Raw genomic sequence first — 17,186 nt, 5'->3', positions numbered from 1 at the left:
CATGTACGAATTTGACTGGAGTTCCATTCCCGGCGCCCTGCCCCTGCTCGGCAAGGGTCTGCTGGTAACCCTGGAAGTGACCCTCACCGCCATCGTCGTCGGCATCGGCTGGGGCACCCTGCTCGCGGTGGCCCGGCTGTCCAGCAACAGACTGCTGTCCTTCCTTGCCGCCGGCTACGTGAACCTGTTCCGCTCGGTGCCCCTGGTGATGGTCATCCTGTGGTTCTACCTGATCGTGCCCCAGGCCCTGAAGGGCCTCTTCGGCCAGGATATCGGCGATATCCGCCTGGTCTCCGCCCTGGTGGCCTTCGCCCTGTTCGAGGCCGCCTACTATTCGGAAATCATCCGGGCCGGCATCCAGAGCGTGCCCAAGGGGCAGGTCGCCGCCGGTCTGGCCCTGGGCCTGACGCCGGGCCAGACCATGCGCCTGGTGGTGCTGCCCCAAGCCTTCCGCAACATGATTCCGTTGCTCCTGACCCAGGCCATCATCCTCTTCCAGGACACCTCCCTGGTTTACGTGATCGGCCTCTCGGACTTCTTCGGCACCGCCTACAAGGTCGGCGACCGGGACGGCAGACTGGTGGAACTGCTGCTCTTCGCCGGCGCCGCCTACTTTGTCATCTGCTTCACCGTCTCCCGCTTGGTGAAGCACCTGCAAGCGAGGTTCATCAAATGATCGAGATCAAGAACGTTTCCAAGTGGTACGGGCAGTTCCAGGTGCTGACCGATTGCACCACCGAGGTGAAGAAGGGCGAGGTGGTGGTGGTCTGCGGTCCCTCGGGTTCGGGCAAGTCCACCCTGATCAAGTGCGTCAATGGCCTGGAACCCTTCCAGCAGGGCGACATCGTGGTGAATGGCACTTCCGTCGGCGACCCCAGGACCAACCTCTCCAAACTGCGTTCCCACGTCGGCATGGTGTTCCAGCACTTCGAGCTGTTTCCCCACATGACCATCACCGACAACCTGACCATCGCCCAGGTCAAGGTGCTGGGCCGCAGCAGGGAGGAGGCCACGGACAAGGGCCTCAAGCTGCTCGACCGGGTGGGCCTCAAGGCCCATGCGCACAAGCATCCGGGCCAGCTTTCCGGCGGCCAGCAGCAGCGGGTGGCCATCGCCCGGGCCCTGGCCATGGGCCCCATCTGCATGCTCTTCGACGAACCCACCTCGGCCCTGGACCCGGAAATGATCAACGAGGTGCTGGATGTGATGGTGGAACTGGCCCAGGAAGGCATGACCATGATGTGCGTCACCCACGAAATGGGTTTTGCCCGCAAGGTGGCCCACCGGGTGATCTTCATGGACCAGGGCCGCATCGTCGAGGATGCGGCCAAGGACGACTTTTTCGGCAAGCCCCACTCGGAGCGGGCCCAGCAGTTCCTGGCCAAGATCCTGCAGCACTAGGCTGTCGCGACGGCCAGGCCGCACGCCTGCCCGCACCAAACAAAAACGCCCGCTGCAGCAGCGGGCGTTTTCATTGCCGGATGGCCCCGGCGGGGCCGGAGAAAAGCTCAGACCGTGGCGCTGGCCTTCTTCAGCACGGCGTAAATTTCGTCCTTCAGCACCAGCTTTTCCTTCTTCAGGGCTTCGATCTGCTCCGGGGAGCCGGATTCGATGCGGGACTCCATGTTCTTGACCTTCTGGTCGATCTCGTTGTGCTTCTGGAAGAGATTCTGGAAGTGGCGGTCGCTGGTCTTGAGTTGGGAAATCAGGTCGCGGTATTCAGGAAACATGATGACGCTCCACACTGGGTTGTTATGTAAATCGACAGTTCCATTGTACGAGCCTCGCCGCCAGAACAAAACCTCCATGGCCGTCTCCGCGCCAGCAAAGAAAAACCCCCGGCCGCCACGGCACGGGGATTGCCCCTGACCTTTGCTCAGCGCCCCCGAGGGGTACGCCGCCAGCGGCCGGCTCAGCGGTTGCCGAGCCCCAGACGCTGCCAGATCTCAGTGGTCAGGCCGGACTGGTTCATGGAATAGAAATGCAGCCCCGGGGCGCCGCCGGCCAGCAGCTTCTGGCACAGCTCGGTGACCACATCCAGGCCGAAGGCCTTGATGGAATCGGCATCGTCGCCGAAGCCTTCGAACTTCTTGCGCATCCAGCGGGGGATTTCGGCGCCGCAGGCATCGGAGAAGCGGGCCAGCTTGGCAAAGCTGGCAATGGGCATGATCCCCGGGACGATGGGAATGGTCACCCCGGCGGCCCGCACCGCATCCACGAAATGGAAGTAGGCGTCGGCGTTGTAGAAGTATTGGGTGATGGCGGAATTGGCACCCGCATTGACCTTGCGCACGAAAGCCTGCAGGTCGTCGTCGGCGCTGCGGGCCTGGGGATGCCATTCCGGATAGGCGGCCACTTCGATATGGAAGTGATCGTCGGTCTCGGCCCGGATGAACTCCACCAGCTCGTTGGCGTAGCGGAATTCGCCCGGGTCGGCCATGCCGGAGGGCAGGTCGCCGCGCAGGGCCACCACGCGACGGATGCCCTCGGCCTGGAACTCGGCCAGGATGCCGCGGATGGACTCCCGGGAGGAGCCGATGCAGGACAGGTGGGGTGCCGCATCCAGGCCGGCGGCGACGATTTCGCGCACGGTGGAGAAGGTACGCTCCCGGGTGGAACCGCCGGCACCGTAGGTGACGGAGAAGAAGGCCGGCTTCAGGGCCGCCAGCTTGTCCCGCACCAGGCGCAGCTTCTCCACGCCTTCCGCCGTCTGGGGCGGAAAGAATTCGATACTGAACGTCTTGTCGTTCATGGCGTCTGCCTTTCCTCCAGCAACTGCAGCCGGGTACCGGGCGGCAATTCCTGGGAAGCTTTGGTGATGAGGCCGACGGGTCCCCGGACCCAGCCCTGACTGATCAGATCCCGGGCCAGGGCACGGGAGGCGGCCAGGCCCTGTTCCACCAGCAGCACGTCGGCGCGCACGCCCTTGCGGACGTGGGGCACCGCCTCCTGGCGCACCTTGGGCGGCGGACGGGAACTGCGGCTGTGGAACGAGTTCATGGACATGGCGGGTCCCGACCCATCGTCTGCAGGCCGCCTCCGGCAAGGGAGACGGCCCGGCTACGGCTTAGTAGCGGTAGTGGTCGGCCTTGTAGGGGCCTTGCACGGGCACGCCGATGTAGTCGGCCTGCTGCTGGGTGAGGGTGGTCAGCTGCACGTTGAGGGTCTTCAGCTGCAGGCGGGCCACCTTCTCGTCCAGGTGCTTGGGCAGGGTGTAGACACCCACCGGGTAATCGGCGGTCTTGGTGAACAGCTCGATCTGGGCGATGGTCTGGTTGGCGAAGGAGGAGCTCATCACGTAGCTGGGGTGGCCGGTGGCGCAGCCCAGGTTCACCAGGCGGCCCTTGGCCAGCAGGATGATGCGCTTGCCGTCGGGGAAGATGACATGATCGACCTGGGGCTTGATCTCTTCCCACTGGTACTTTTCCAGGGAAGCGACGTCGATTTCGTTATCGAAGTGGCCGATGTTGCAGACGATGGCGTTGTTCTTCATCTTCACCATGTGGTCATGGGTGATGACGTGGAAGTTGCCGGTGGTGGTGACGAAGATGTCGGCCTTGTCGGCAGCGTATTCCATGGTGACGACGCGGTAGCCTTCCATGGCGGCCTGCAGGGCGCAGATCGGGTCGATCTCGGTGACCCAGACCTGGGCGGAGAGGGCGCGCAGGGCCTGGGCGGAACCCTTGCCCACGTCGCCGTAGCCGCAGACCACGGCGATCTTGCCGGCCACCATGACGTCGGTGGCGCGCTTGATGCCGTCCACCAGGGATTCGCGGCAACCGTAGAGGTTGTCGAACTTGGACTTGGTGACGGAATCGTTCACGTTGATGGCGGGGAACTTGAGGTCGCCGCGGGCGTGCATCTGGTACAGGCGATGCACGCCGGTGGTGGTCTCTTCGGTAACGCCCTTGATCTTTTCCAGACGCACGGAGTACCAGGTGGGGTCCTGGGCCAGCTTGGCCTTGATGGCGGCGAAGAGGATGGTCTCTTCTTCGGAACCGGGCTTGGCCAGGACGGAAATGTCCTTCTCGGCCTTGGCGCCCAGGTGCAGCAGCAGGGTGGCATCGCCACCGTCGTCCAGGATCATGTTGGAATAGCCACCGTCGGCCCATTCGAAGATGCGGTGGGTGTAGTCCCAGTACTCGGTCAGGGTCTCGCCCTTGACGGCGAAGACGGGGATGCCGGCAGCGGCGATGGCGGCAGCGGCGTGATCCTGGGTGGAGAAGATGTTGCAGGAAGCCCAGCGCACTTCGGCACCGAGGGCCACCAGGGTCTCGATCAGCACCGCGGTCTGGATGGTCATGTGCAGGGAGCCGGTGATGCGGGCGCCCTTCAGGGGCTGGCTCTTGGCGTACTCCTCGCGGATGGCCATGAGACCGGGCATTTCGGTCTCGGCAATCTTGATTTCCTTGCGGCCCCAGGCGGACAGGCCCAGGTCGGCGATCACGTAATCTTTGAATTCAGCCACAGCAGTGCTCCTTAAGAACTGTGGCCGGGGAGGGGAGGGAGTGCGATAGCAGGGCTCACCTGGCCCCCTGCGCCCGGCAGGGTTGTAAAGGTGAGCGCCGTTGAAACTGGTCTCCCCTGGCGGGGCAGACATCCGAGCCTGGGACCTTGCCGGCCTCGCAGCGCTCCTCGGAAGTGGCGGATTATAGACGGAAATACCGGTCGGGGAAATTCCCCGGCCGCCCCCCCGCACCGGGCTCAGGCCGCCGCCGTGCTCCAGATTTCGTCCACGTTGCCAATGCCCCACTTGGCCGGGTCCTCCCGGCCGGCAATCTTGTCGTGCACGCCGGGACGGGACAGGTCCAGCAACTCCGGCGCAATGTGGGCATTGGACTTGGTGGAAAAGAAGACCTTGACCCGGGGCGCCAGCAGGGACTTCTCGCTCTGCTCCACCACCACCCCCAGCCGCCCCGATTCGAGGCGGACGAAGGAGCCGATGGGGTAGATGCCCAGGCTCTTGACGAAGGCCTGGAAGACCCGGGGATCGAAATGCCCGTCGGCCCACTCGGCCATCTTCTTGATCGATTCGGCCGGGTCCCAGCCAGCCTTGTAGGGTCGGTTGGAGGTAATGGCGTCATAGACGTCGCAGACCGCCCCCATCTTGGCCAGCAGGCTGATCTCTTCGCCCTTGAGCCCCTTGGGGTAGCCGCCGCCGTTCATCTTTTCGTGGTGGTGCAGGCAGACGTCCAGCGCCTCCGGCGGCACCCCCTTGCCTTCCAGCAAGACCTTGTGCCCTTCGGCGGGGTGGGTCTTGATGACCGCAAATTCTTCGTCGGTCAGCTTGCCCGGCTTGTTGAGAATTTCGGCCGGGATGAAGGCCTTGCCCATGTCGTGCAGCAGGCCGGACAGGCCCGCCAGACGGGTCTGCTGCTCGTCCAGGCCGAGCTGGCGGGCCAGGGCCACCATCAGGGCGCAGACGGCGACCGAGTGCATGTAGGTGTAATCGTCGGCCGTCTTCAGGCGGGCCAGGCTGATCAGGGCGCCGGGATTGCGGGCCACGGAATCGGCGATCTCCTCCACCAACACCTGGGCCTGCTCCGCATCCACGGCCTTGCCCATGCGGGCCTCCTGGAACATGGACACCACGGCCTTCTTGGCGCTGTTGCAGATTTTCGCCGCCCGCTGCATCTCCACCGCGGTGCTGGTGCGCTCCAGGGAACGGGTGGCCTGGGCCTCCCGCACCTGTTCCTCGGCCACCAGGGCCTCGGACTCGGTCTCGCTGATGGCCGCCTCGCCGGCTTCCACGTCCAGCCCCTTACCGGCATCGATCCAGACTTCGGTGATGCAGCTGGCGCGAATGGCGCGGATGTCCTCCGGGTCCTTCAGGACGAAGGAGTTGCGCCAGAACGGATGATCGATCCAGGCGCCACAGAAGGATTTGAGATACATGCCGACACGCAGTTGTTCGACATGGATTTTCTTGAGCATGGGGGACAGGCAGGAGGCGGAAAACCTCCATTTTATGCCCAGGGGAAGGCGAATTGCGGAAATTCCCCCCGCCCCTGGGAATCACCCCAGGGCCGGGGACGGAGGAACTAGGGCTGGGCAGCCTTGGCGGCCTCCAGGTTTTCCCGCATGAAACGCTTGTTGATCTTGCCGATGCTGGTACGGGCCAAGGTCTTGACGAAGGAAACCTGCATCAGCACCCCGTAGCGGGAGACGCCCAGGGTTTCCGCCAGGTGGGCGGCATGGTTGCGGATGGCGTGCTCGGTGACCTGGCCTTCCATTTCCGGCTTCAGTACCACCAGGGCCAGGGGCCGCTCGCCCCACTTCTCGTCCTTGACCCCGATCACCGCCACCTCGTGCACCGCCGGATGCTGGCCGATGATGTCTTCCAGCTGCAGGGAGGAGGTCCACTCGCCACCGGTCTTGATCACGTCCTTGATGCGGTCGGTGATCTGGATGGAGCCGTTGGCGTCGATGTTGCCGATGTCGGCGGTGTGCAGGTAGCCCCACCCCACAGCTCTTCGGCCGCCGCCGGATCCTTCAGGTAGCCCTGGGTCAGCCAGGGGGAGCGCACCACCAGTTCGCCGACGGCCTGGCCGTCGTGGGGCTGGGGCCGCATTTCCGGATCGACGATGCGCAGGTCCACCAGGGGCAGGGGCAGGCCGGTACGGGCGCGCAGGGCAGCCTGCTCGGCCAGGGGGGCCTGCAGCTTGGCCGTGGGCAGGTGGGCCACGGACAGGATGGGACAGGTCTCCGACATGCCGTAGCCGGTGAAGACGTCGATCCCCTTTTCCAGGGCCGCCACCGCCATGGCCTGGGGCAGGGCGGAGCCGCCGATCATGACCTTCCAGCCGGACAGGTCCGTCTCCCTGGCCAGGGCGTGGTTGAGCAGCATGTGCAGGATGGTGGGCACGCAGTGGGAGAAGGTGACCCGCTCCCGGGCCTTCAATCGCAACAGCACCTCGGGCTGGTAACGTCCCGGGTAGACCTGCTTCAGGCCCAGCATGGTGGCCACGTAGGGCAGGCCCCAGGCATGCACGTGGAACATGGGGGTGATGGGCATGTACACATCGTCCCGGTGCAGGCGGCCCTGTACCGGCGCGGTGCCGAGGCCGGTGGCCGCACCCATGGTGTGCATCACCAGTTGCCGGTGGCTGAAATAGACCCCCTTGGGCAGGCCCGTGGTGCCGGTGGTATAGAAGGTGGTGGCCTTGGCGTTCTCGTCGAAGTCGGGGAAGTCGTAATCGGTGGCAGCAGCGGCCAGCAGCTCTTCGTACTCCCCGACGAAGGAGACGGGAGCCTGCATCTTCTCCGGATTCTCATGGTCGCCGTGGATCAGGACGAAGGTCTTGACACTCTCCAGGCGCTCCGCCATGGCCTGCAGCAAAGGAAGGAACTCGCTGTTCACCAGCACCACGTCGGCCCGGGCATGGTTCAGGGTGTACAGCATCTGCTCCGCCGTCAGGCGCACATTCACCGTCTGCAGCACGGCGCCCATCATGGGCACGGCGAAGAAGCATTCCAGATAGCGGTGGCTGTCCCAGTCCATCATGGCCACCGTGTGGCCGGGCTCCACCCCCAGGGCCGCCAGGGCGTTGGCCAGGCGGCCGATGCGCTGCTGCAGGGTGCGGTAGGTGTAGCGGACGCTGTCCCGGTAGACGATTTCCTGGTCCGGCGCATGGGCCAGGGGGGTGTGCAGCAGATGCTTGATCAGCAGCGGGTAGGAATAGGCTGACGGAGTGGTCTCGATGAGTTGGACCGGCATGGCGTTCTCCCTCGTTTTTATTTATGTCGGTACGGCTGTGTTCTCAAGGGGGATGTTACAGGAGGGTGACAGGCACCGTAAGGCGCGGCCCGCGCCGCCCCCCGATCTGCAGGCAATAAAAAAGCCCGCCCCCGGTGGGGGACGGGCCTGTGACGACTGCGGCCGGGCTTAGAGGCCGGCGTCGCTCTTCAACAGCGCGGCGCGGTCGGTGGCTTCCCAGGTGAATTCCGGCTCGTCGCGGCCGAAGTGGCCGTAGGCGGCGGTCTTCTCATAGATGGGACGCAGCAGGTCGAGCATGTTCACGATGCCCTTGGGACGCAGGTCGAAGTGCTTGCGCACCAGGGCGGTCAGGGTCTCGTTGCTCACCTTGCCGGTGCCGAAGGTCTCCACCATGATGGAGGTGGGCTCGGCCACGCCGATGGCGTAGGAGACCTGCACCAGGCACTTGCTGGCCAGGCCGGCGGCGACGATGTTCTTGGCCACGTAACGGCCGGCGTAGGCGGCGGAACGGTCCACCTTGGAGGGGTCCTTGCCGGAGAAGGCGCCGCCGCCGTGGGGCGCGGCACCGCCGTAGGTGTCCACGATGATCTTGCGGCCGGTGAGGCCGCAGTCGCCCTGGGGACCGCCGACGACGAAGCGGCCGGTGGGGTTCACCAGGTACTTGATGTCGCCCTTGATCAGTTCCTTGGGCAGCACCGGCTTGATGATTTCCTCGATGGTGGCTTCCCGGATGGCTTCCAGGCTCATGTCCGGGGCGTGCTGGGTGGACAGCACCACGGTGTCGATGGAATCGGGCTTGCCGTCCACGTAGCGGATGGTGACCTGGGACTTGGCATCGGGACGCAGCCAGGGCAGGCGGCCGTCCTTGCGCAGCAGGGCCTGGCGCTCCACCAGACGGTGGGAGAGGAAAATCGGCAGGGGCATCAGGGACGGGGTTTCGTCACAGGCGTAGCCGAACATCAGGCCCTGGTCGCCGGCGCCCTGGCCCAGGTTGTCGTCGTAGGCCTTGTTCACGCCCTGGGCGATGTCCGGGCTCTGCTTGTCGTAGGCCACCAGCACGGCGCAGCCTTTGTAGTCGATGCCGTATTCGGTGTTGTCGTAGCCGATGCGCTTGATGGTGTCCCGGGCCACCTGGATGTAATCCACGTTGGCATTGGTGGTAATCTCGCCCGCCAGAACCACCAGACCGGTGTTGCAGAGGGTCTCGGCAGCGACGCGGGAATGCTTGTCCTGGGCCAGGATGGCGTCCAGGATGGCATCGGAGATCTGGTCGGCGACCTTGTCGGGATGGCCTTCGGAAACGGATTCCGAGGTAAAGAAGTATTCAGCCATGTGTACTGCTCCTAAAGAATTCCCCGTGTTACTTGACCGGCGCGACCGGCTCCGGGGGAGAGCAGGCGACGCTTTAGCAGTATTTGTGAACCGCCCTGCAAGTTGTCCTGATTAACTCGGCGGCCGATAATTCTATTTTTTCGCCGGCCCCGGGTCAAACCCGTCGCTCCCGGCAATTTGAGCGCCATCAAAAATACGTTCCGCGAGCCCACCCCTTGAGCCTTCTCTTCCGCCTCCTCGCCTGCCTGCCCCTGGCCTGGCTCCACGCCCTGGGCGCCCTGCTCGGGCGCCTGGTGTACCGCCTGTCCGCCACCTACCGCTCCCACCTGCAGCAGAATCTGGCCCTGGCCTACCCGGCCGACGCCACAACGGACCTGATCCCGGCTATTGCCCGGGAGGCAGGCAAGGGCGTTCTGGAATTGCCCAAGGTCTGGCTGCGCCCCCTGGAGGAAGTGGCGGCCCGGGTGGTGCAGGTGAGCGGCTGGGAGCTGGTGGAGGCGGCCTGGGCGGAGGACGAAGGCATCATCTTCCTCACGCCCCATCTGGGCTGCTTCGAGATCACCGCCCAGTACTATGCCCGCCAGGCGGCCCAGGCCCGGCCGGCGGCCCCCATCACCGTGCTCTTCCGCCCGCCCAAGCTGGAGTGGCTGGGCCGCATCATCGCCGCCGGCCGGGCCCGGGGTGAACACCTGAAGCTGGCCCCGGCCGACCTTTCCGGCGTACGGGCCCTGATCCGGGCCCTGAAGCGCAAGGAGGCGGTGGGCCTGTTGCCGGACCAGGCCCCCGGTGCCGGCGAAGGCAAATGGCTGCCCTTCTTCGGCCGCCCCGCCTACACCATGACCCTGGCGGCCCGCCTTTCGGAAGCCGGCGGCCGGGTGATCTTCGCCTACGGCGAGCGCCTGCCCCACGGCCGCGGCTACCACCTGCACCTGCAGGCGCCGACCCAGCCCCTGACGGGCGACACGGTGGCCCGGGCGGCCCAGATCAACCGGGAACTGGAAACCCTGATCCGCCAGTGCCCGAGCCAGTACCTGTGGGGCTACAACCGCTACAAGCGCCCCCGGGGCGCCGAACCGGCGCCGACAGCAGCGGAGGACTGCCGGTGACCCGCCTCGCCCTGGCCCTGCTCTGGCTCTGCCACTTCCTGCCCCTGCCCCTGCTGCGGGCCCTGGGCGCCGCCTTCGGCTACCTGCTGTACCTGCTCGGCGCCGAACGGCGGCGGGTCACCCACACCAACCTGGCCCTGTGCTTTCCCGAACTTGGCGCAGGGGAACGCCAGCGGCTGGCCCGGCGCCATTTCGTCGCCTTCGGCCAGTCCTTCCTGGACCGGGCCCTGCTCTGGCACGCCTCCCCGGCCCGGCTGCAACGCCTGATCCAGGTGGAAGGCTGGGACAACCTGCCCCGGGACGGCGCCCCCACCCTGGTCCTGACGCCCCATTTCCTCGGCCTGGATGCGGGCTGGAGCGCCCTGACCCGGGACCGTCCCATGCTTTCGGTCTATTCCCAGCAGAAGAACCCCCACTTCAACGCCGCCCTCTACGCCGGCCGCATGCGTTTCAACACCCCCAACCTGCTCTCCCGCCAGGACGGCATGCGCAAGGTGGTGAAGGCCTTGGCCGAAGGGCGGCCCTTCTACTACCTGCCGGACATGGACTTCGGCCCCCGGGACGCCATCTTCGTGCCTTTCTTCGGCATCCCCGCTGCCACCATCACCGGCGTCGCCCGCCTCGCCGCCCTGGGCAAGGCCCGGGTGGTGCCCTGCATCGCCGAGATGACGCCCCGCGGCTACCGGGTGCGCCTGCTGCCGGCCTGGGAACATTACCCCAGCGGCGACGTCACAGCCGATACCCGCCGCGTCAATGCCTTCATCGAGTCGGAGGTACGGCGCATCCCGGAGCAGTATTACTGGGTACACAAGCGCTTCAAGACCCGGCCCCCAGGCGAAGCCCGTTTCTACTGAGCAGCACCGCGAAAGACCCGCCATGCCCTCCTCCGCACCGTCCATCCCCCTGATCCGCCCCGTCGCCCGGGAAGAGGTGGGCGCCATCGCCCAACTGGCCCGCACGGTCTGGCAGCTTGCCTACCGGGACATCATCAGCCAGGCCCAGATCGACTACATGCTGGGCCAGCGCTATGGCGCGCCCCGCTTGCTGGAAGAGCTGGCCCGCCCCGACATCTGGTGGGACCAGGCCTTCGTCGGCGCCCGCCGCCTCGGCTTCGCCGCCACCCAGGCCACCGCTACCCCGGCCGAATTCAAGCTGGACAAGCTCTACGTCCATCCCGAGGCCCAGCGCCAGGGCGTCGGCAGCGCCCTGTTGCAGCACGTGGCCCAACGCTGCCGGGCCCGGGGCGGCAAGCACCTGATCCTGGCGGTGAACAAGAACAACGCCCAGGCCATCGCCGCCTACCGCAAGAACGGCTTCGAAGTACGGGAATCGGTCTGCGTGGAGATCGGCAACGGCTTTGTCATGGATGACTTTATAATGGCCCGGTCCCTCGCTTGAAAGCACGCAGGCCAACGCCATGAAACTCAAATTCACCAAGATGCACGGACTGGGCAACGACTTCGTCGTGCTCGACGGCGTGCGCCAGAACATCACCCTCACCCCGGCCCAGCTGCGCTTCCTCGCCGACCGCAACTTCGGTGTCGGCTGCGACCAGATCCTGCTGGTGGAAAAGCCCGGCCAGGCCGGCGTCGATTTCCGTTACCGCATCTTCAATGCCGACGGCAGCGAAGTGGAGCAGTGCGGCAACGGCGCCCGCTGTTTCGTCCGCTTCGTGCACGAACAGGGCCTCACCGACAAGCGGGAAATCAAGGTGGAAACCAAGTCGGGCATCATCAGCCCCCGCCTGGAGGCCGACGGCAACGTTACCGTGGACATGGGCAAGCCCGTCTTCGCACCGGACCGCATCCCCTTCGTTTCCCCCACCGACGCGGTGATCCAGCCCCTGCAGGTGGGCGACCAGGAGGTGGCCATCACCGCCGTCTCCATGGGCAATCCCCACGCCGTGCAGGTGGTGGAAGACGTGGATACGGCGCCGGTGGCCATCCAGGGCCCCATGATCGAATCCCACCCGCGCTTTCCCCAGCGGGTCAATGCCGGCTTCCTGCAGGTGGTGGACCGGCACAGCGTGCGCCTGCGGGTCTATGAGCGGGGCGCCGGCGAGACCCTCGCCTGCGGCACCGGCGCCTGCGCCGCCGTGGTGGCCGGCATCAGCCGCGACCTGCTGGATTCCCCGGTGCGCGTCAGCACCCGGGGCGGCGAACTGAGCATTGCCTGGAACGGCCCCGGCACCCCGGTGCACATGACCGGCCCGGCCGTCACCGTCTTTAGCGGAGAAATCGAACTGTGAGCGACATCCAAACCCCGCGCCTCACCGGCGCCGACGTGGCCGAATACCTGGAACACAACCCCCAGTTCTTCGAAGAGCACGCCGACCTCATTTCCCGGCTGGTGATTCCCCACCCCCACGGGGGCCGGGCCATCTCCATCACCGAGCGGCAGATGCTCACCCTGCGCGACAAGAACAAGACCCTGGAAGGCAAGATGGCCGAACTGCTCGGCTTCGGCGAAGCCAACGACGCCATCAGCGAAAAGATGCACCGGCTGGCGGTGGCCCTGGTGGCCGCCACCACCTTCCAGGCGGTGATCCACATCCTGGATTTCCACCTCAAGGAAGACTTCGCCATCCCCCACGTGGCCCTGCGCCTGTGGGACCAGCCGGAAGGCGTCGGCGAGCTACCCGAGTTCGCCGCCGTCTCCGAGGAACTGCAGGTCTTCGCCGAAACCCTGGGCCGGCCCTACTGCGGCTCCACCTCCGGCTTCGAGACTTCCACCTGGTTCGGCGACACCTCCGCCCACATCCGTTCCCAGGCCTTGGTGGCCCTGCGCAACGGCGGCGGCACCTTCGGCATGATCGCCATGGGCAGCGAGAGCATGGACCGCTTCTACGCCGACATGGGCACCCTCTACCTGGAACGGCTGGGCGAGATCGTCTCCGCCGCCATCGGCCGGGCCCTGCGCCACTAGGCAAGGCGGGCTCCATGGACGGCCACAGCCTCGCCGGGGCCTTCCTCGACGAACTGGCGACCCAGCGTCGCCAGTCGCCCCACACCGTCAGCAACTACCGCCGGGACCTGGGCAAGCTCCTGGCCCTGGCCGCCGAACTGCCGGGCAGCCCGGGCCTGGGCGAACTGCAGTCCCACCACATCCGCCGCTTCGTCGGCCTGCTCCACGGCCGCGGCCTGGCGGGCCGCTCCCTGGCCCGCAGCCTGTCGGCCTGGCGTGTCTTCTACCGCTGGCTCGGCCGCCACGGCCACGCCGGCCACAATCCCTGCGAAGGGGTGCGGCCGCCCAAGAGCCCCAAGGCCCTGCCCCGCACCCTGTCGCCGGACGAGACGGCCCGCCTGCTGGAAACCTCCATCGATCCGGACGATCCCCAGGAGCTGCGGGACCAGGCCATGTTCGAGCTGTTCTATTCCTCCGGCCTGCGCCTGGCGGAGCTGGCCGAGCTGGATGTGGATGCCTTGACCGACATCGGTGGCGGCGAAGTCCGGGTCCACGGCAAGCGGGACAAGGAGCGGGTGGTGCCCGTCGGCAGCAAGGCGCGGCAGGCCCTGGCCGCCTGGATGGCGCGGCGGGCCGAGCTGGCCCGGCCGGAGGAGAAGGCCCTCTTCGTCGGCGCCCGGGGCCGGCGCATCGCCCACGGCATCATCCAGCAGCGCCTCTCCCGTCGGGCCCTGCTGGCCGGCCTGCCCAGCCACGTGCATCCCCACATGCTGCGCCACTCCTTTGCCAGCCACGTGCTGCAGTCCTCCGGCGACCTGCGGGCGGTGCAGGAGATGCTCGGCCATGCCAGCATCGCCTCGACCCAGGTCTATACCCACCTGGATTTCCAGCACCTGGCCCAGGTATACGACACCGCCCATCCCCGGGCCAAGCGCAAGTAAGGCCATGGCCAAGCCCGATCCACGCCAGGACCTGAGCCGCTACCGGCGCAACCAGCAGGGCGAGGTGGACAGCGCCGCCCTCTACCAAGCCATGGCCGAAGCGGAAACCAAGCCGGAACTGGCCGCCATCTACCGCCGCCTGGCCGCCGCCGAGGCGGCCCACGCCCAGTTCTGGCAACGCCGCCAGGAGCGGGCCGGGCAGCCGGCCCCGAGCCTGGGTCCCACCTGGCGCGCCCGCATCCTCATCTGGCTGGCCCGGCACTTGGGCGCCGCCAGCGTCCTGCCCACCGTGGCGGCCCGGGAAAGCCTGGACCAGACCAGCTACGACGACCAGCGGGAATCCCGCCACACCGACCTGCCGGCCCAGGAGCGGGCCCACGCCCGCCTGCTCTTCCGCCTCACCTCCATGGGCAACGGCGGCCGCTGGGACGGCGGCGCCTATGCGCGCCTGGAAGGGCGCCACGGCGCCGGCGGCGGCAATGCCCTGCGGGCCGCCGTGCTTGGCGCCAACGACGGCCTCGTCTCCACCCTCAGCCTGGTCATGGGGGTGGCCGGCGCCCAGTTCTCCAATACGGCCATGCTCGCCACCGGCCTGGCCGGCATGCTGGCCGGCGCCTGCTCCATGGCCATGGGCGAATGGATCTCGGTGCAGAGCAGCCGGGAAATGTACGCCCACCAGATCGCCGCCGAAGCGGAGGAGCTGGCCGAAGTGCCGGCGGAGGAGCAGGCCGAGCTGGCCCTCATCTATCAAGCCAAGGGCTTCACCGCCGAGGAGGCCGCCGCCATTGCCGCCCGGGTCATCCAGAACCAGGAGACGGCCCTCGACACCCTGACCCGGGAAGAACTGGGCATCAACCCGGACGACCTAGGGGGCTCCGCCGGCACCGCCGCCCTGGCATCCTTCGCCGTATTCCTGGTGGGCGCCCTCATTCCCATCCTGCCCCTGCTGTTCCTCCAGGGCAGGGCCGCCGTCATGGGCAGCGCCGTGGCCAGTGCCCTCGGGCTGTTCCTCATCGGCGCCGCCATTTCCATTTTCACCGGCCGCCATCCGGGCCGGGCCGGCCTGCGCCAGCTGCTCATCGGCATGGCCGCCGCAGCCGTCACCTACGGCGCCGGCTACGCCGTCGAGGCCTGGCTGGCCGCCTGACCGCCCCTATCGGCGCGGGCCGTGGCGCCGTACGGCATCGCCCGGTACACTGCGCACCTTTGCCGCCGCCGCGGCGCCGCTTTGCAAGGTCTGCCCATGTCCCAGCTCATCCTCTTCCCCGGCAAGGAACGCTCCCTGCTGCGCCGCCATCCCTGGATCTTCGCCGGCTCCGTCGGCCGGCTGAAGGGCAAGGCCCGGCCCGGCGACACGGTGGAGGTGCTGGCCGACGACGGCAAGTTCCTGGCCCGGGCCGCCTACAGCCCCGATTCCCAGATCCGGGCCCGGGTGTGGACCTTCAATGAAAACGAGACCATCGACGACGTCTTCTTCAAGCGCCGCATCGCCGAGGCCGTGGCCCGGCGCCGCAACCTGCCGGAGTTGAAGAACGAGGAAGGCGTGCGTCTGCTGCACGGCGAATCCGACGGCCTGCCCGGGGTCGTCTGCGACCAGTACGGCGACACCCTCTCCCTACAGCTGACCTCAGCCGGCGGCGAAAAGTGGCGCAAGGCCATCGTCAATGCCCTGGTCCAGGCCACCGGCTGCGCCCGCATCTACGAGCGTTCCGATTCGGACGTACGCCGCCTCGAAGGCCTGGAGCCGGTCACCGGCTGGCTCCACGGCGAGGCCCCGGCCGGCGATCTCTCCATCATGGAGAACGGCGTGCGCCTGCTGGTGGATGTGGTGGGCGGCCACAAGACCGGCTTCTATCTGGACCAGCGGGAAAACCGCCTGCTCACCGGCGCCCTGGCGGCGGGCAAGAGCGTGCTCAACTGCTTCTGCTACACCGGTGGTTTTTCCCTGCAGGCCCTGGCCGGCGGGGCCGCCTCCGTGCTTTCCATCGACTCCTCCGGGCCGGCCCTGGAGACGGCTAAACGCAACGTAGCCCTCAATCCCCAGCTGGATGCCGCCCGCTCCGAATGGTGGGAAGCCGACGTGTTCACCGCCCTGCGCGAGCTGCGCAAGGCCGAGCGCAAGTTCGACCTGATCGTGCTCGACCCGCCCAAGTTCGCCCCTTCCGCCGCCCACGCCGACCGGGCAGCCCGGGCCTACAAGGACATCAACCTGCTGGGCTTCCGCCTGCTCAATCCGGGCGGCCTGCTGTTCACCTACTCCTGCTCCGGCGGCATCGGCAACGAGCTGTTCCAGAAGATCATCGCCGGCGCCGCCCTCGACGCCGGCGTGGATGCCCGCATCCTGCGCCACCTGGCGGCCGGCCCGGACCATCCCATCGCCCTGGCGGTGCCGGAAGGCGAATACCTCAAGGGCCTGCTCTGCCAGGTGTGACCCCCGGCGCCTCGCCACGGCTGCCGGTGCAATAGCACCGGCAATATTCCTTCGACATATTTTAATTCCGGGCCTATGCTGCATGGGCAGTCGGCGCGGCCGCCCATCGATGTCGTAATACATTGGTAATAAAGCACTTTCCAGCAAGACCGCCCGCCGCCTGCAACGCACGGCATCGGGCGGCATGGCGGCTGCCGCGACCGATATCCATCCTCCGCCGCCACTGAAGGAGTGCATCATGGCTATTCTGAGTTTCAACGGCCGGGTCAATATCGCGGTCCGCATCGTCACCGAACAGTACCCCGCCGCCAAGCTGTACGAAGCCGACGGCATCGCCTCCAAGGGCCCCACCACGGACCCGGCCCAGATCGACCAGCTGCGGGTGGTGTTCCAGAATTCCAACAACACCACGGTCATCATCAAGTCCACCGGCTATGGCGAATTCGGTGCTCCCGTGCTCATTCCCGAACCCTGGCTGGAGGACGTGGTGATCCAGTGGCCGGTGCCCATGGACCTGCCCGAAGCCAACAAGCTGAAGGAACAGGCCGGCTTCACCCAGGCCTACGGCGCCGTGACCCTGCGCAATCCCCTGGGCCCCAAGCTGGGCAATCCCTACTTCATTTTCGGTGGCAACCCGAGCCAGCCCTACGTCTTCGTGGACGTGGTCACCGGCCAGGTGCACCAGGGCCGCTGATCCTCCGGCGGCGTTCCAGGGCCGGCGCCTCCCGCAGGAGGGCCGGCCTTTTCCATCCCGG

At 66.9% G+C, this 17,186-nt stretch carries 19 protein-coding genes and 1 riboswitch; of the genes, 11 read left to right on the top strand and 8 right to left on the bottom strand.

Features of this window, described 5'->3' with window-relative positions; translation table 11 throughout:
• The first annotated feature begins 1 nt into the window (after position 1).
• Positions 2-676 (top strand): glutamate/aspartate ABC transporter permease GltK, encoded by a 675-nt coding sequence (gene gltK / locus OEL49_RS11160; RefSeq protein WP_014235748.1) that lies wholly within the window; start codon positions 2-4, stop codon positions 674-676.
• Entirely contained in the window at positions 673-1,401 is a 729-nt protein-coding gene (locus OEL49_RS11155) for an amino acid ABC transporter ATP-binding protein (RefSeq protein ID WP_287874683.1), read from the top strand. Before gltK ends, OEL49_RS11155 begins: the two co-directional genes overlap by 4 nt.
• A 107-nt stretch (positions 1,402-1,508) precedes the next feature.
• Here OEL49_RS11155 and OEL49_RS11150 read toward each other — a convergent pair whose 3' ends face one another.
• From OEL49_RS11150 to metK, 8 genes are all read right to left on the bottom strand, one after another.
• Complete coding sequence (locus OEL49_RS11150; protein ID WP_287874682.1) at positions 1,509-1,730, bottom strand: YdcH family protein; 222 nt, start codon at positions 1,728-1,730, stop codon at positions 1,509-1,511.
• A 182-nt stretch (positions 1,731-1,912) separates the two neighbouring features.
• Positions 1,913-2,752, bottom strand: coding sequence for a methylenetetrahydrofolate reductase [NAD(P)H] (gene metF / locus OEL49_RS11145; protein WP_287874681.1), 840 nt, complete (start codon positions 2,750-2,752; stop codon positions 1,913-1,915).
• Complete coding sequence (locus OEL49_RS11140) at positions 2,749-3,006, bottom strand: S4 domain-containing protein (protein WP_014235752.1); 258 nt, start codon at positions 3,004-3,006, stop codon at positions 2,749-2,751. Before OEL49_RS11140 ends, metF begins: the two co-directional genes overlap by 4 nt.
• Before the next feature lie 61 nt (positions 3,007-3,067).
• A complete protein-coding gene (gene ahcY / locus OEL49_RS11135; protein ID WP_130459736.1) occupies positions 3,068-4,468 on the bottom strand; it encodes an adenosylhomocysteinase in 1,401 nt (466 codons plus the stop codon).
• An 85-nt stretch (positions 4,469-4,553) separates the two neighbouring features.
• Positions 4,554-4,643: riboswitch (S-adenosyl-L-homocysteine riboswitch) on the bottom strand.
• A 61-nt stretch (positions 4,644-4,704) separates the two neighbouring features.
• The gene (locus OEL49_RS11130; protein ID WP_287874680.1) at positions 4,705-5,934 is read right to left on the bottom strand and encodes an HD-GYP domain-containing protein; all 1,230 of its coding nucleotides are present in this window, start codon (positions 5,932-5,934) and stop codon (positions 4,705-4,707) included.
• Between the two features lie 107 nt (positions 5,935-6,041).
• Positions 6,042-6,467, bottom strand: a complete 426-nt coding sequence (locus OEL49_RS17340; RefSeq protein WP_331489268.1) for an AMP-binding enzyme — start codon at positions 6,465-6,467, stop codon at positions 6,042-6,044.
• Positions 6,380-7,717 carry an AMP-binding protein gene (locus OEL49_RS11125; RefSeq protein ID WP_308806220.1) on the bottom strand — a complete coding sequence of 446 codons (1,338 nt, stop codon included), beginning with the start codon at positions 7,715-7,717 and terminating at the stop codon, positions 6,380-6,382. Before OEL49_RS11125 ends, OEL49_RS17340 begins: the two co-directional genes overlap by 88 nt.
• Before the next feature lie 168 nt (positions 7,718-7,885).
• Positions 7,886-9,049, bottom strand: coding sequence for a methionine adenosyltransferase (gene metK / locus OEL49_RS11120; RefSeq protein ID WP_014235756.1), 1,164 nt, complete (start codon positions 9,047-9,049; stop codon positions 7,886-7,888).
• A gap of 215 nt (positions 9,050-9,264) precedes the next feature.
• Here metK and OEL49_RS11115 point away from each other — a divergent pair, with 215 nt between their 5' ends.
• From OEL49_RS11115 to OEL49_RS11075, 9 genes are all read left to right on the top strand, one after another.
• Entirely contained in the window at positions 9,265-10,155 is an 891-nt protein-coding gene (locus OEL49_RS11115) for a lysophospholipid acyltransferase family protein (RefSeq protein ID WP_287874679.1), read from the top strand.
• Positions 10,152-11,009, top strand: a complete 858-nt coding sequence (locus OEL49_RS11110; protein WP_287874678.1) for a lipid A biosynthesis acyltransferase — start codon at positions 10,152-10,154, stop codon at positions 11,007-11,009. Before OEL49_RS11115 ends, OEL49_RS11110 begins: the two co-directional genes overlap by 4 nt.
• 22 nt (positions 11,010-11,031) lie before the next feature.
• Positions 11,032-11,553, top strand: a complete 522-nt coding sequence (locus OEL49_RS11105) for a GNAT family N-acetyltransferase (RefSeq protein ID WP_287874677.1) — start codon at positions 11,032-11,034, stop codon at positions 11,551-11,553.
• A 19-nt stretch (positions 11,554-11,572) separates the two neighbouring features.
• Positions 11,573-12,403, top strand: a complete 831-nt coding sequence (dapF, locus tag OEL49_RS11100; RefSeq protein ID WP_287874676.1) for a diaminopimelate epimerase — start codon at positions 11,573-11,575, stop codon at positions 12,401-12,403.
• Positions 12,400-13,080, top strand: a complete 681-nt coding sequence (locus OEL49_RS11095) for a DUF484 family protein (protein ID WP_287874675.1) — start codon at positions 12,400-12,402, stop codon at positions 13,078-13,080. The genes dapF and OEL49_RS11095 overlap by 4 nt, the downstream gene beginning before the upstream one ends.
• Positions 13,081-13,094: 14 nt before the next feature.
• Positions 13,095-14,000 carry a tyrosine recombinase XerC gene (gene xerC / locus OEL49_RS11090; RefSeq protein ID WP_152090087.1) on the top strand — a complete coding sequence of 302 codons (906 nt, stop codon included), beginning with the start codon at positions 13,095-13,097 and terminating at the stop codon, positions 13,998-14,000.
• A gap of 4 nt (positions 14,001-14,004) precedes the next feature.
• Entirely contained in the window at positions 14,005-15,147 is a 1,143-nt protein-coding gene (locus OEL49_RS11085; RefSeq protein WP_287874674.1) for a VIT1/CCC1 transporter family protein, read from the top strand.
• Between the two features lie 96 nt (positions 15,148-15,243).
• Positions 15,244-16,431, top strand: a complete 1,188-nt coding sequence (locus OEL49_RS11080; protein ID WP_287874673.1) for a class I SAM-dependent rRNA methyltransferase — start codon at positions 15,244-15,246, stop codon at positions 16,429-16,431.
• A 238-nt stretch (positions 16,432-16,669) separates the two neighbouring features.
• Positions 16,670-17,125: a hypothetical protein gene (locus OEL49_RS11075; protein ID WP_014235765.1), complete on the top strand. Its 456-nt coding sequence runs from the start codon at positions 16,670-16,672 to the stop codon at positions 17,123-17,125.
• Positions 17,126-17,186: the final 61 nt, after the last annotated feature.

Origin of the sequence: Azospira sp., from assembly GCF_030247495.1 — a bacterium.
Classification (GTDB): domain Bacteria; phylum Pseudomonadota; class Gammaproteobacteria; order Burkholderiales; family Rhodocyclaceae; genus Azospira; species Azospira oryzae.
The sequence above is the reverse complement of the archived record's forward strand: the minus strand, read 5'-3'. Positions and strand labels throughout refer to the sequence as shown.

Bases quoted from the DNA above. Each gene is read 5' to 3' on its own strand.
- metF (WP_287874681.1), bottom strand. From the start codon at position 2,752: ATGAACGACAAGACGTTCAGTATCGAATTCTTTCCGCCCCAGACGGCG.
- dapF (WP_287874676.1), top strand. From the start codon at position 11,573: ATGAAACTCAAATTCACCAAGATGCACGGACTGGGCAACGACTTCGTC.
- OEL49_RS11075 (WP_014235765.1), top strand. From the start codon at position 16,670: ATGGCTATTCTGAGTTTCAACGGCCGGGTCAATATCGCGGTCCGCATC.
- OEL49_RS11125 (WP_308806220.1), bottom strand. From the start codon at position 7,717: ATGCCGGTCCAACTCATCGAGACCACTCCGTCAGCCTATTCCTACCCG.
- OEL49_RS11130 (WP_287874680.1), bottom strand. From the start codon at position 5,934: ATGCTCAAGAAAATCCATGTCGAACAACTGCGTGTCGGCATGTATCTC.
- OEL49_RS11105 (WP_287874677.1), top strand. From the start codon at position 11,032: ATGCCCTCCTCCGCACCGTCCATCCCCCTGATCCGCCCCGTCGCCCGG.
- xerC (WP_152090087.1), top strand. From the start codon at position 13,095: ATGGACGGCCACAGCCTCGCCGGGGCCTTCCTCGACGAACTGGCGACC.
- metK (WP_014235756.1), bottom strand. From the start codon at position 9,049: ATGGCTGAATACTTCTTTACCTCGGAATCCGTTTCCGAAGGCCATCCC.
- OEL49_RS11085 (WP_287874674.1), top strand. From the start codon at position 14,005: ATGGCCAAGCCCGATCCACGCCAGGACCTGAGCCGCTACCGGCGCAAC.
- OEL49_RS11080 (WP_287874673.1), top strand. From the start codon at position 15,244: ATGTCCCAGCTCATCCTCTTCCCCGGCAAGGAACGCTCCCTGCTGCGC.
- gltK (WP_014235748.1), top strand. From the start codon at position 2: ATGTACGAATTTGACTGGAGTTCCATTCCCGGCGCCCTGCCCCTGCTC.
- OEL49_RS11155 (WP_287874683.1), top strand. From the start codon at position 673: ATGATCGAGATCAAGAACGTTTCCAAGTGGTACGGGCAGTTCCAGGTG.
- OEL49_RS11140 (WP_014235752.1), bottom strand. From the start codon at position 3,006: ATGTCCATGAACTCGTTCCACAGCCGCAGTTCCCGTCCGCCGCCCAAG.
- OEL49_RS11150 (WP_287874682.1), bottom strand. From the start codon at position 1,730: ATGTTTCCTGAATACCGCGACCTGATTTCCCAACTCAAGACCAGCGAC.